At 37.8% G+C, this 12,895-nt stretch carries 13 protein-coding genes; 6 read left to right on the plus strand and 7 right to left on the minus strand.

Annotated elements, in window-relative coordinates; genetic code table 11:
- Positions 1–75: 75 nt before the first annotated feature.
- Positions 76–723: a Uma2 family endonuclease gene (locus K2F26_RS01375; RefSeq protein WP_220610067.1), complete on the plus strand. Its 648-nt coding sequence runs from the start codon at positions 76–78 to the stop codon at positions 721–723.
- Here K2F26_RS01375 and K2F26_RS01380 read toward each other — a convergent pair.
- The 6 genes from K2F26_RS01380 to K2F26_RS01405 form a co-directional block, all read right to left on the minus strand.
- Complete coding sequence (locus tag K2F26_RS01380) at positions 720–2,399, minus strand: AIPR family protein (protein ID WP_220610068.1); 1,680 nt, start codon at positions 2,397–2,399, stop codon at positions 720–722. The genes K2F26_RS01375 and K2F26_RS01380 overlap by 4 nt on opposite strands.
- 97 nt (positions 2,400–2,496) lie before the next feature.
- A complete protein-coding gene (locus K2F26_RS01385; RefSeq protein ID WP_220610069.1) occupies positions 2,497–2,943 on the minus strand; it encodes a PIN domain-containing protein in 447 nt (148 codons plus the stop codon).
- Complete coding sequence (locus tag K2F26_RS01390) at positions 2,940–3,224, minus strand: hypothetical protein (RefSeq protein WP_194052710.1); 285 nt, start codon at positions 3,222–3,224, stop codon at positions 2,940–2,942. The genes K2F26_RS01385 and K2F26_RS01390 overlap by 4 nt, the downstream gene beginning before the upstream one ends.
- Positions 3,225–3,411: 187 nt before the next feature.
- Positions 3,412–4,182, minus strand: a complete 771-nt coding sequence (locus tag K2F26_RS01395) for a PDDEXK family nuclease (protein ID WP_194052712.1) — start codon at positions 4,180–4,182, stop codon at positions 3,412–3,414.
- A 183-nt stretch (positions 4,183–4,365) separates the two neighbouring features.
- The gene (locus K2F26_RS01400) at positions 4,366–4,701 is read right to left on the minus strand and encodes a XisI protein (RefSeq protein ID WP_220610070.1); all 336 of its coding nucleotides are present in this window, start codon (positions 4,699–4,701) and stop codon (positions 4,366–4,368) included.
- A complete protein-coding gene (locus K2F26_RS01405) occupies positions 4,689–5,105 on the minus strand; it encodes a XisH family protein (RefSeq protein WP_194052718.1) in 417 nt (138 codons plus the stop codon). Before K2F26_RS01405 ends, K2F26_RS01400 begins: the two co-directional genes overlap by 13 nt.
- 189 nt (positions 5,106–5,294) lie before the next feature.
- Here K2F26_RS01405 and gatA point away from each other — a divergent pair, with 189 nt between their 5' ends.
- From gatA to K2F26_RS01430, 5 genes are all read left to right on the plus strand, one after another.
- Positions 5,295–6,749 carry an Asp-tRNA(Asn)/Glu-tRNA(Gln) amidotransferase subunit GatA gene (gatA, locus tag K2F26_RS01410; protein WP_220610071.1) on the plus strand — a complete coding sequence of 485 codons (1,455 nt, stop codon included), beginning with the start codon at positions 5,295–5,297 and terminating at the stop codon, positions 6,747–6,749.
- Positions 6,750–6,873: 124 nt separating this feature from the next.
- Positions 6,874–7,242 (plus strand): hypothetical protein, encoded by a 369-nt coding sequence (locus K2F26_RS01415; protein WP_220610072.1) that lies wholly within the window; start codon positions 6,874–6,876, stop codon positions 7,240–7,242.
- Between the two features lie 123 nt (positions 7,243–7,365).
- A complete protein-coding gene (locus K2F26_RS01420) occupies positions 7,366–8,046 on the plus strand; it encodes a uracil-DNA glycosylase (protein ID WP_220610073.1) in 681 nt (226 codons plus the stop codon).
- Between the two features lie 154 nt (positions 8,047–8,200).
- On the plus strand, positions 8,201–9,439 hold the full coding sequence (locus tag K2F26_RS01425) for a glycosyltransferase family protein (RefSeq protein WP_220610074.1): 1,239 nt from the start codon (positions 8,201–8,203) through the stop codon (positions 9,437–9,439).
- A 434-nt stretch (positions 9,440–9,873) separates the two neighbouring features.
- Positions 9,874–11,370 carry a site-2 protease family protein gene (locus K2F26_RS01430; protein WP_220610075.1) on the plus strand — a complete coding sequence of 499 codons (1,497 nt, stop codon included), beginning with the start codon at positions 9,874–9,876 and terminating at the stop codon, positions 11,368–11,370.
- Between the two features lie 72 nt (positions 11,371–11,442).
- Here the strand turns inward: K2F26_RS01430 and K2F26_RS01435 are convergent, their stop codons facing one another.
- Positions 11,443–12,636: a glycoside hydrolase family 10-like protein gene (locus K2F26_RS01435; RefSeq protein WP_220610076.1), complete on the minus strand. Its 1,194-nt coding sequence runs from the start codon at positions 12,634–12,636 to the stop codon at positions 11,443–11,445.
- Positions 12,637–12,895 lie beyond the last annotated feature (259 nt).

Raw genomic sequence — 12,895 nt, forward strand, 5'->3', positions numbered from 1 at the left:
GCAATTGCCTAATTAATGTTTGGTAATTTCAAGTTTATTGACCATACTTAACAGCTTGAGATATTTTTACACGCCATGACTATTGCTAAATCTCCCCCAATTTTACCATTATTGGAAAATGGCGATCGCCTAGATCGTGCAGAGTTTGAACGTCGTTATACTGCGACACCCGATGTCAAAAAAGCTGAATTAATTGAAGGTATTGTATACGTGGCTTCTCCTTTACGCTTTACACCCCATGCTAAACCACATGGCGACTTGATAGGCTGGTTATGGACTTACAAAACTGCTGTCGGTGGGATCGAGTTGGGTGTTGAACCCACTGTACGCCTTGATAATGATAACGAACCTCAACCCGATGTAGTGTTATTTAGAGTAGATGGAAATGCCATAATTGATGATGATGGTTATATTGCCGGTGCGCCAGAACTGATAGTAGAAATTGCTGCCAGTACCGTTTCCTACGATGTCCATGATAAGAAACGAGTTTATCAGAGAAATGGTGTAAAAGAGTATATAGTTTGGCGAACTTTTGATCAACAAATTGATTGGTTTGTTTTAGAAGATAGTAAATATATAGAAATGAAACCAGATGCAGAGGGAATAATTAGGAGTGTGGAATTTACGGGTTTATGGTTAAATGTGGAGGCATTATTAGCGCGAGATATGCAGCAAGTTTTGAGAACTTTAAATGAGGGAATTTCGCAAACAAACCTCAGTTAAGATATTTCTATTTGTTGAAGTTTTTCAATTAAATCTCCACGTCGGAATGTAGCCGAAAGTTGTTGTAAAGAAATATCTTGAATGCCATAAAGTTTTTGTAGTGCTTGTTGAATATCTCGTACTGAATCATTAAAATAATCCTCCCCCTTTTGCTCGATAAACAAATTAGCATCATGAAAATTGCGGTGGTTAATTTGCTGTATTTGGAGATTCATTTTTTTGAGAAGTCTTTTCCCCATTTGCATGGCAATAAAACATGAAGAATAACGGACACAAGCAGGATCATTTGGGTTTGGTCGTTTACGTCGGTTTTCGGCAATTCTATATAACTGTACAGCAATTACAACCTGTGCGCCATTAAGCTGTTCAGTAAAAATTGAATCGTACAGTTTACCAAAATGCTCACGAGTAAAAAACTTGGCTTGATGGGGTTTGTGTCGCCAAACAGCCAGTACCGCCTCAGCAGCTACCCCTGAAGTAATCTCTGTAGTGGATCTGGCACTGGTATCAGAACGTTTACGACGATAGTTAAATCCCAGTTGTTTGATATCCATTTCCAGCCTTTGCTGTAGATGATCATTAGCTCGGAGATCCTTTAGATCAACAGGGTTCTGACTATTAGTAGCATAAGTAATTTTTTGGACTAAATCATCATTATCACTGGGTAATTGATAAAGCCTTAACAAAAGATATGCTTGGTTATTTTGCTGTAGTAAATCTGAATCTTGAAGAGTTTTAAAAATTGTCATGCAGGTTTGACCACCATTAATAATTTGTAGGTTTTCAACTTGTACCTGATGATCACTATTTTGCAGTGCATTGTAGGAGAATTTGTCACAAATTAAAGTGATGCCATTGTAAAAATAGAAATTATTCCTCTCATCGCTATTTAAAGTATCCCGAATACCTTCATTAACTCGGTTGCCTTGTAGCCCTAAGTAACGGCGAATATTACGTTCTAATAACCTTTCTCCGTGCCTTTCGATGAGTGCGGCAATTTCAGTTACGGAAATTCTTCCCACAAGCACCCGACTAAAATTCATATCTTCAACCACCGCTTTACCACTAAGTTGCAAAGTGTCTTTAACTGGTCGAGAAGCTTGTAAAATTTTTATTAACCGTTCATGATTAACGTGTTCCCAAGTTACTTGATCACCAAATCCTGCACGATCAATAGCTTCTTGAGAAGATTGATTCCATTTTATGCCATTATTACAAGCTAATGCCCGATCTTGGGGAATATATCCATCTCTAATTAAGCTCCGAGCTTCTTCTACTTTGGTAAGTAAACGTTGATTAATATGTTCTAATTTGGCACTGGGATCAAACAGAAATCTAATTGCATTGATGAGAGCATTGATACCATTTTCAGGAAAATTTGCGTTTCCTTGTAGATCATTTTTGTACTTTGCTTGAAATAAACTAACGGTAAACTCTCCATCATGTTCTTCGGAAATGTGGATAGCATCTACACCAAAATCTCCACCGCCTTCCATTAAACAATCAAAGGTATTAGAATCATCTAAATCAAGGATAGTTTGCACACAAAAATAGACAAATGCCAAAGATTTAAGTTTACCAGGATCATTGATATTTAATTCTTGATCTGCCTGTTGTTTAATGGTATCAGTTAATGAGTTTAAACGTTGATCAATAATAGAAGCATTGATATTCATAATTTTTAGCGACTACAGTAAATTAATTCAGGCGATCGCTTTTCATCTACAGACTGCTTTGTTTAACTCAAGTGAAAAGAGGATCGATCGCACTACTTTAAGAAATATTTTGCCACAGATCAGCTTTAATAAACCGCGATAAATGACCAATATTAGTGGTGGCAATCACCACATCTGGAACTCCTAAAGTTATTGCCTGAGACACCAAAATTATATCACCATCAATTGTTTTATCACCTGCTGTCGGTTGCCCTTGTTGACGGGCTTCTGCCCAAAGTTCTGCGGCTTTTTGCATTGCAGTTGTTGTAATTGGCAGATACTTAAGGAACTTGGCTAAATCATCTAAACGTGCAATTCCCTTGATTTTATTTGCTCGTAATAACTCACGTCTAACCTCATAATCTGCAATTTCTGGAATAATCACACGACTTCCTGAATTAATGTGATTTTGAAGCCATTTAGCACATTCTATACTCTCAGGCGATAGCTTAGGATTAGTAACTAAACCAAGGGGACCTGTATCCAAAATAATGACTCGGTTCACCAAGTAATCCCCTTCATTTCAACGGGAAACAATTGGCGTTCAGATAACCGATCATTATCCAAAGCATGAATTAAATATTCACCTGTTTCTTGCTGTTCTGATTCATCTTCATCATCTATCCAAGACTGGATAAGGTTAACAGCTTCGGCTTGCTTTTGTTTTAATAAAATAGAATTTGTTAAAAGTTGTAATGCCATTGCTTCTACAGAAAGTCCATGCTGATTGGCTTCTAGTAAAAGATATTGCTCTAACTCTGGTGATAGATCAAGGGTTAGTGTCATAGGTATTTTGATGATAAATTTTTGTGCTGTTATAGTTGATTTTATTCTATTTTAGATCAAGGTTAGGTTAAGCGATCATACTTGTATATTGTCAACTTCACCACAAATTTTGGAAATTTTAAATTAAACCCATTTATCAAAAGTAGAGTGAAATTTCCAAACTCTTACTCAATGCTCAAAATAAAACCTAGATTCGAGCATAGCAAGGAATATTCTTAGGTTCTAGTTCCTTATCACCTGTCACTATCTTCTTGAGTATATCTGACATTCTGGGTATATCTTCTGCCATAACTAAAACTATCTGGCGTTCTCTAGCCCATCTCTCAAATTCCTGTAAATCTTTTTCAGTTCTCTTATTTTTTGAAACACTGCTTACCAGTAAAGTAGAACACATTCCTTTTCCTAACTGCTCTGCCTTAGAATGCAAATTTGGCATATTTTCAGTTAACAGTGAAACCAAGTTACGAAATTTATAATTATCACTAAGAGTTTTCAACCTAATATCCCATCCATAACTTGCAAAATATTCTTGTAGACCAATTTTTGCCGATTCTATTTTATCTGTATTTCTAAAAGCCCAGATAAAGCCTTCTCTTGAGAGATAGCATATATCAACTTTTTTCCCATCTGCGTTTAACGCCTTAGCAAAATCATAAGCCCCAAAAGTCATAGTTTTTGGTTCTGAGGCTGAGTTAATAATAATTTCATCGTTACTATGATTTTTGGCAATTTCTTGACATCTTTCGATAGTATCTTGAAGTACATAAGGTCTAACCGCAAGCGGCTCAGATGGTTGTAAGTTTTTAGGTAGCGCACTAATAGCCTTATCATAACTTCCACCGGAACTTAAAGAATCTTTTGATACAATCATGTAAATGTAATCTGGTTTAATATGCAGTGCTGTTAAGATATTTGGAACTGGCCGCCCTCCTAGTAAAGAAATTAACACTCTTACCATTGATATTCTTTCTCCTGAATAATGATTTATTTATCTCGTGCTTATGCAAATCTAATTATAAAATTAGATTGCTTTTACACCTGTATTAAAAATTTTACCTTACTTGTTTGCTTGTTGCTATATTGACTGAGATGATTTCCACCCAGATACTCAGTTTTAATCTAGTGCGATAATCCCTTAAACTTACCTTACCGCATAACCCGTATGCTGTCTAACATTCTGCGGATGAAAACCTAACACAATTTTATCTTTAGGAACTCCCGCCGCTTCTAAATCATAAGTCACACCATCTTCTGTATCATCTCTTTGTACCCATATCTTCCCATCAATAATATCCAGATGCACTAAACAACCATGAATCCTTTTATGATCCTGCCACCCCAAAGTTATTAATAAATAACTATCATTTTCCTCATCAAAAACTGGTTTACATTCAATCACACCATAAGAATAAGGAATTTGTGTATAAGGTATTAAAACTTCCTTAATAATCCGCCGATAATTATCTAAGGTATCCATTGAATTATCCTCTCATCTTCAGCATTGAAAACAAGTAAATTCACATTTTCACTTTCTATTAAAAGTTTACCAATTGGTTCTTCAAATAAATCTGTGAATACAGCGTCTCGCACTCCTAAATATAACATTCTATCCGGTTCTAGACGATTCATCACAGCACGATACAAAACAAATCCACCAATAGCATCTTTCAAGTCTGCCATTTCTGAAGGACTAACAAAACTTTTAATTTCTACAGCAATTTTTCTAGTTCCTTGTTCTGCGGCTAAAAGTTGTTTTGCTCCTAAATCTACATACATATCTTTTTGACCCCATTTTAAATGTAGAGGGTCATCTGTAATTATCCAACCTTCCTTAATTAAAGCATTTTTAACAGTATTGTGATAAATGTCTTTTGCGGGCATATTCAAAATGTTACCTTATTTTCTTAATCGGGCAGGATGTCCACACATTACAAAAAAATCAGTATAATTTAACATCACCCAACCCTCAAACCCCTCTCCGCGTCTGGAGCGTGAGATCCAACAAAACACCACCCTCACACCTGTAAATGCTAAAATCAGAGACTTGAATATTAAAGAGAAACAATATTTATGGCATCCATTAACGAGTTGCACAAACAGCTAGTAAAAAAAGAACGTTCAGCCGTTGAAATCACCCAAGAATCATTAAACCGCATTGAAGCACTAGAACCAAAACTGCACAGTTTCTTGGCTGTCACTGCACAACAGGCACTAGAACAAGCTCGCGCTGTGGATGCAAAAATCGCTGCTGGGGAAGAAATCGGTATTCTCGCAGGGATTCCCATCGGTATTAAAGATAATATGTGTACCAAGGGCATTCCCACCACTTGCGCTTCTAAAATTCTGGAAAATTTTATCCCTCCCTATGAGTCTACCGTCACCCAAAAACTCGCTGATGCTGGGGGCGTAATGGTTGGTAAAACCAACTTAGATGAGTTTGCTATGGGTAGTTCCACAGAAAACTCCGCTTATCAAACTACCGCTAACCCTTGGGATATTGCCAGAGTTCCCGGTGGTTCTTCTGGTGGTTCTGCTGCTGCGGTTGCGGCGGAAGAATGTGTAGTTTCTCTCGGTTCTGACACTGGGGGTTCTATTCGTCAACCTGCTTCTTTTTGCGGTGTGGTGGGGATGAAACCGACTTATGGGTTAGTTTCCCGTTATGGGTTGGTAGCTTATGCTTCATCTTTGGATCAAATTGGACCATTTGGTAGAAGTGTGGAAGATGCAGCGATTTTATTAAATGCGATCGCAGGTTATGATCCTCAAGACTCCACCAGTTTAAAAGTCGAAATTCCTGATTACACTGCTAATTTAACACCAGATTTAAAAGGTAAAAAACTCAAAGTTGGTATCATTAAAGAAACCTTTGGTGATGGTTTAGATCCAGAAGTTGAAGAAGCAGTAAATAAAGCGATCGCCCAATTAGAAAGTTTAGGCGCGGAAGTTCAACAAATTTCCTGTCCCCGTTTCCGTTACGGTGTTCCCAGTTATTATATTATTGCCCCATCAGAAGCATCAGCAAACCTCGCTCGTTATGATGGTGTGAAATATGGTGTACGTGCAGAAGAAGCAGATAATTTATTATCAATGTACACCCGCACCCGTGCAATGGGATTTGGTACAGAAGTCAAACGCCGGATTATGATTGGTACTTATGCCCTGAGTGCCGGTTATTATGATGCCTATTACTTGAAAGCGCAAAAAGTCCGCACATTGATAAAAGAAGACTTTGAAAATGCTTTTGCCCAAGTTGATGTTTTAGTCACTCCCACCGCCCCCACCACAGCATTTAAAGCCGGGGAAAAAATCACCGATCCTTTAAGTATGTACTTGAATGATTTAATGACAATTCCTGTTAACCTTGCCGGTTTACCTGGAATTAGTTTACCCTGTGGTTTTGACAGCCAAGGTTTACCAATAGGATTACAATTAATTGGTAAAGTATTAAGAGAAGATCAACTTTTTCAAGTAGCTTATGCCTACGAACAATCAACTAATTGGCATTTGCAAACAGCGAAAATATAGCAATCCTAAATGAGTTATGAACAACAAGATCCCCGACTTCTCTAAGAAGTCGGGGATCTGACTCTTGCAGTGTTCACCAATCAAATAGGATTCCTATATCTTAATTCGTGGTTTTATCCGCGTGATGGGCAATGCTTTAGGACTAAACGGTACAATTTTAGCTAATTCCTTACCCGTACCCAACCAAGCAAAATCCGTTTTACCATCTTGGTATCAAACCAAAAAATCTCCAGGACAATTAAATTTAGAAATTGGTCTGATACATTTATATGTAGGTTACACAGCCCTTTTAGCTGTTGCTGTGGAAGGATTATCTTTAATTTCTCAAAATAGCACAGTCCAAAATTCCCAAGTGATTATTCCCACATCTTCATCACTATGTGAATCAACACAAAAAACAGCAGTAAATGTTAAATCCGTTAAACCAGGAATTAATTCTCATGCTAGAGGTGTTGGTTTGGGGGCTGATATTTCCCCACCAGAAGCATTTTGATTTGTGTGCCATTAATTCACTTTCTGAAAATAAACCAAGGACTTGATACAATGAAATTCTCACTAAGATCAATATTCAACAAACGTCTACTTTAGAAATAGCCTACCCAAAGCCCCAATTTTCATGAACAGCGATACCCAACTTAGCCTTTTTAACGAATCAAACTTTAATCAAAAAGACTTGATTCCTACAGATGCAAAAATTCCCATTCCGTCAGGAACTTATACAAGTTTGACGGAATTAACACCACATTGTCAAAATTGCCATCGCTGTGAGTTGGGTAAAAATCGCACTCATGCTGTAGTGGGAAGGGGAAACCCCCAAGCTATAATCATGATTATTGGGGAAAGTCCAGGACAAAATGAAGATGAAACTGGTTTACCATTTGTGGGTAAGTCTGGGCAATTATTAGATAAAATTTTGGCATCTGTAAATTTGAGTACGGAGCATGATGTATATATTTGTAATATAGTAAAATGCCGTCCACCGGAAAACCGAGTTCCCACCCCGGAAGAAATGGCCGCTTGTAAACCTTATTTATTAGAACAAATTCGCTTAGTTGACCCCAAAATCATTTTATTAACAGGTGCAACTGCTGTCAAAGGAATTACAGGCAACAAACAAGGAATTACGAAAATTCGCGGACAGTGGCTAGACTGGGAAGGGCGTTTATGTATGCCTATTTTCCATCCTTCTTACTTGTTGCGTAATCCTTCCAGGGAAAAAGGCTCACCAAAATGGTTAATGTGGCAAGATATACAAGCTGTTAAAGCTAAATATGATGAGGTGACTGGTGACTGGTGACTGGGGAAGAAAATTTTAGATTTTAGATTTTAGATTTTAGATTGGAATTGACAAAAACAATCCAAAATCCAAAATCCTTTCATTGAATTACCAATTACCAATTACCAATTACCAATTACCAACCATAACAAATTAAATAACTATTTAAAAAAACATGATCGATATTCTCATTCTTTCCAATGGACCAGGAGAAGTTACAACTTGGGTGCGTCCTGTTGTTAAAGCATTAAGAGAACAATTAGGATATGATATTTCTCAAGTGCGAATTTCTGTGATTTTATCACCTTGTCCTCATGCTAGTGGTAAAGAAGTAAGTATAGCTAGTTCCTATCCAGAGGTAAATAGAGTGCAAGCACCTGAGAATTTTTGGCAGTTTTTATTAACAGGAAAAACAGCCGAAAATTGGGACTGGAGAAAAAAAGGTGTAGTTGTATTTTTGGGAGGAGATCAAATTTTTCCTGTCATCATTGGTAAAAAATTAGGATATAAAACCGTAGTTTATGCAGAATGGGAAGCACGTTGGCATAATTTTATAGACTGTTTTGCAGTGATGAAACCCCAAGTTATTAAGAATGTCTCACCTCAATATGCACATAAATTTACCGTTGTCGGTGATTTAATGTTAGAAGCTGCGGGAGAGATGGGAAAATGGGAAGATGAGAAAATGGGGAGATGGGGAAATGAAATTATTGGGTTGTTACCAGGTTCAAAATCAGCGAAATTAACTCAAGGTGTACCATTAGAATTAGCTATTGCGGAATATATTCATAGTAAAAGACCACAAACAAAGTTTTTTATTCCTGTTGCACCAACTTTAGATTTACCGACTTTAGCCAGTTTTGCCAATCCTGAAAAAAACGAATTTACCAAAGCTTTCGGTTTTAACGGTGCATCTTTAATAGATAATTCTCTGCAAACTTCTACAGGTTTAACAGTAGAATTAAAACAAGAAAACCCCGCTTATCATTTATTATCTCAATGTGCAATTTGTCTAACTACAGTAGGAGCAAATACCGCAGAATTAGGCGCTTTGGGAATACCAATGATTGTATTATTACCTACTCAACAATTAGATGCAATGCGTTCTTGGGATGGTTTACCAGGTTTATTAGCAAATTTACCGGGTGTAGGTTCTGGTTTTGCTAAATTAATTAATTGGTGGTTTCTGAGAAATAAAGGTTTATTAGCTTGGCCTAATATTTGGGCGCAAAGTGAAATTGTACCGGAATTAGTGGGAAAATTGCAACCAGAAACTGTGGGAGAAATGGTTTTAGACTTGTTAGAAAATCCTGAAAAGTTAGCAGCAATGAAAGATAAATTACGCAGTGCTAGGGGTGAAGGTGGTGCTGCACAAAAGTTAGCAGGTTTAGTGAAGGAAGTTATTGTCAGATGATAAAATCAAAATATTGGCGGGTTGAAGAGCGATTTTTAGAACTTCGTTCCAAAGTTTACAATGTCGTGCTATTTTTATGCAGTGGTGGTTGCAAAAAAGTTAGTTTTTAAGTATAATTTTTTAAAATTCACTCATGATGTATAAAATATCTTCATATCCCCCTAAATCCCTCTGGAAAAGCAGGGCTTCCCATCACTCAACCAAGTATAAAAAGGTAACCTATTTTTGTCAGCAGTCGGTTTCTATTAGCTATGTACATGAAATATGGAAATACAAAGAATACAAAGAAACAAATGAACCAACTGATATAAAAATAACTACTTATAATATCATAAAATGTTAAATTTGTCAATTTAGTTGAATATTCCCAAATAACAGCACTACATTATTTGGGTAGACTCCTATTTGCGTTATAGATTAGCAAAGGTTGAGCAATGTTAACTTCATCAGAAACTCCTATCATAGCGGCTGTAGTGCTAGTCGCTTTCGGCATTTTAGGTTGGGGCTTTTATCGCGCCAGACCTTTTGGTAAGCTGGGTATCTTAGCCTGGTTACAGTCTGTAGTATTGATGGCTCCCTGGCTGGTGTTCTTTGGTTTGTTTGCTGCGGGCATTTATATCAATATAGTGGGTGTATTATTATTGCTGGTGCTTTCCACAGGAATATACATCTTCTTAGGTAGACAATTACGCCAAGCTGGCCAAGATGCTATGCTCAAAGCTAAAGCAACGGAAAGACTAGCTAACCAAGCTTCAGAAACAGCAAGCACTTCAGAAAATGCTAACCAACCCGTAGTCATAGCAGAAGTAAAACCAGAGGCTATCAATATACCAGAAGAAGATTTAAATACCATCAAAGGTATTTTCGGTATTGATACATTTTTTGCCACGGAAACCATACCCTATCAAGAGGGAGCGATTTTTAAAGGTAACTTGCGGGGAGATGCAGAACAAGTTCACAACCGTCTTACCCAAAGATTGCAAGAGCGATTAGGTGATCAATATCGTCTGTTTTTCGTAGAAAATACAGATGGTAAACCAGTGATGATTGTGCTACCGAGTCGCACTGATCCTAAACCAATGCAGTTATCGCAAAAAGCATTTGCTGTAATTTTATTAGTAGCAACTATCGCCACAAGTTTGGAAGCTGCGGGTTTACTGCTGAATTTTGATTTATTCGCCAACCCATCAAGAGTTTCGGAAGCTTTACCCATTGGTTTGGGAATATTTACAATTTTGATAGCCCATGAAATTGGACATTGGTTATTAGCACGTAAACACCAAGTCCGCCTAACTTGGCCTTTTTTCCTGCCAGCAGTACAAATTGGCTCTTTTGGGGCAATTACCCGTTTTCAGTCTCTATTACCCAACCGCAAAGCGTTATTTGATATTGCTTTAGCAGGTCCAGCTTTTGGCGGTATCGTGTCTTTGATCATGTTGGTTACAGGGTTGTTACTTTCCCACCCTGGTAGTTTATTTCAATTACCCAATAAATTTTTCCAAGGTTCAATTTTAGTCGGTAGTTTGGCGCGAGTTGTGCTAGGTTCAGCTTTACAAGCGCCTTTGGTGAATGTTCATCCTTTGGTGATAGTTGGTTGGTTAGGGTTGGTAATTACAGCTTTAAACTTGATGCCAGCCGGACAATTAGACGGGGGGCGTGTTGTTCAGGCAATTTATGGACGTAAAACCGCAGGAAGAGCGACAATTGCCACTTTAATCGTTTTAGCTTTGGTATCTCTGGGTAATACTTTGGCTTTTTATTGGGCAATAGTGATTTTCTTTTTACAACGAGATGCAGAACGCCCCAGTTTGAATGAAATTACTGAACCCGATGACGCAAGAGCCGCTTTAGGTCTTTTGGCTTTATTTTTAATGGTTAGCACCCTTTTACCTCTCACTCCCGCTTTGGCTGGAAAGTTGGGAATAGGGTGATTGGTGATTGGTGATTGGTGATTGGGTTATTAACTTCCCTTTCTTCCCCTGCTTCCCCTGCTTCCCCACCTGCTAACCTTTCCACCCTGCCAGTAAGTTAGGATAATTTGCTGGTTTGGGGAAAAGTTCTTGAAAACCGGCTTGACGATCTAGGGCTTTTTCTTGGCTGATGTTCCAGAGAGTTTCATAGAAGAAGAAGGAAACACCCGCAAATTGGCGATCGCCTCGCTCACCGGAGGTATCGCGCACTTTTTCTACTTGGGTTTTTATCTGCTGCATGGGAACGGAGCGATTTTTTAATCCTGTCAAAATCCCAATACTCACAGGTATATGTTTCTTGGCTGCTTTCACTTCCGGGTATTCTAATTCTTGGATAAAGACATTTAAATCATCTCGATATATTTGCAAAACCAAGTCTTCTACTAATCCCATCCGTTCCCATTTCTGCCAGTCTGCTAAATAATATTCATAAGAAAATCGTTGGGGATTAGGGGCAACGGAAACTATACAATTCTTTCTATTAGCTTTAATGGCAAAAAACACCCGCTTCATAAAATCGGTAATTTTGTCTGCTCTCCAGCGCACCCATTCGGGATTTTTGGGGTTTTTTGATGGTGCTTTTCCACGGTGTTCTTTTTTGTATAGTGCTACTGTGTAGGCATCGTAACCTAATTCTGAAGGTAAGCCAAAATGATCATCAAATTGAATCCCGTCAATGTCATAATTTTTGACGATTTCTACTATTAAATCTTGAATAAATTGTTGCACATCGGGACGAAAAGGACTCAACCATACCCGATCATGTGTTCCTTCTTTGACAATTTTTGTACCATCACTGCGGTTAGTTAGCCATTGGGGGCGATTTTTGGCTAAAAGTGAATCAACAGGAGCCATAAAGCCAAATTCAAACCAAGGAATTACTTTTAAACCTTGTTGATGTCCTTCTGTAACTACTTCTTTGAGCATATCTCGTCCTTGTAATCCTGGTGTGGGATCTAAGGATTTACCAATCACTTTTGCGGCAACTTTGCTAGGATAAAGTGTATAACCCCAATTCCAGACAGTTGGATAAACGGTATTAAAATTTAACTCTTGTAGACGTTGTAGGGATTTTTGCAAGCGATCGCTCTCAAATAAAACATCGCTATCAATATTTGTTAACCACACTCCCCTTAACTCTGATGTTTCTGATGTTTGCCTTTGAGGAATAATTACTTGCGCTTTTAAGGGTAAAGATAGCATAACCACAGCTATCATACTCAGCATAAATATCAATGCAAATAACCCTGATTTTATCCGTGTTTTTATCCGTTGACCCACATTCTACCTCAGAAATTTTCCCTATTCCTTATTCCCTATTCCCTATTTCCTAACCTAACCCAAAAGATATGACTCAGATCACAGGCAATATGTTGCCTTATGGTTTAAGATTCGGAAACTGCGGCCGCACTCAGTGGTCTAAAGTTGCTGGTGCATCAATTTTTGAGTAAATTTTACAGTTCTGTGGAACTTGCAATCTACTGTG

This window comes from Sphaerospermopsis torques-reginae ITEP-024 (assembly GCF_019598945.1).
Classification (GTDB): domain Bacteria; phylum Cyanobacteriota; class Cyanobacteriia; order Cyanobacteriales; family Nostocaceae; genus Sphaerospermopsis.

What these genes read in the sequence shown, in the direction of transcription:
- K2F26_RS01395 (WP_194052712.1), bottom strand. Translation starts at nt 4,182, where the DNA reads ATGGTAAGAGTGTTAATTTCTTTACTAGGAGGGCGGCCAGTTCCAAAT.
- K2F26_RS01420 (WP_220610073.1), top strand. Translation starts at nt 7,366, where the DNA reads ATGAACAGCGATACCCAACTTAGCCTTTTTAACGAATCAAACTTTAAT.
- K2F26_RS01390 (WP_194052710.1), bottom strand. Translation starts at nt 3,224, where the DNA reads ATGACACTAACCCTTGATCTATCACCAGAGTTAGAGCAATATCTTTTA.
- K2F26_RS01400 (WP_220610070.1), bottom strand. Translation starts at nt 4,701, where the DNA reads ATGGATACCTTAGATAATTATCGGCGGATTATTAAGGAAGTTTTAATA.
- K2F26_RS01435 (WP_220610076.1), bottom strand. Translation starts at nt 12,636, where the DNA reads ATGCTGAGTATGATAGCTGTGGTTATGCTATCTTTACCCTTAAAAGCG.
- K2F26_RS01415 (WP_220610072.1), top strand. Translation starts at nt 6,874, where the DNA reads ATGGGCAATGCTTTAGGACTAAACGGTACAATTTTAGCTAATTCCTTA.
- K2F26_RS01405 (WP_194052718.1), bottom strand. Translation starts at nt 5,105, where the DNA reads ATGCCCGCAAAAGACATTTATCACAATACTGTTAAAAATGCTTTAATT.
- gatA (WP_220610071.1), top strand. Translation starts at nt 5,295, where the DNA reads ATGGCATCCATTAACGAGTTGCACAAACAGCTAGTAAAAAAAGAACGT.
- K2F26_RS01380 (WP_220610068.1), bottom strand. Translation starts at nt 2,399, where the DNA reads ATGAATATCAATGCTTCTATTATTGATCAACGTTTAAACTCATTAACT.
- K2F26_RS01375 (WP_220610067.1), top strand. Translation starts at nt 76, where the DNA reads ATGACTATTGCTAAATCTCCCCCAATTTTACCATTATTGGAAAATGGC.
- K2F26_RS01425 (WP_220610074.1), top strand. Translation starts at nt 8,201, where the DNA reads ATGATCGATATTCTCATTCTTTCCAATGGACCAGGAGAAGTTACAACT.
- K2F26_RS01430 (WP_220610075.1), top strand. Translation starts at nt 9,874, where the DNA reads ATGTTAACTTCATCAGAAACTCCTATCATAGCGGCTGTAGTGCTAGTC.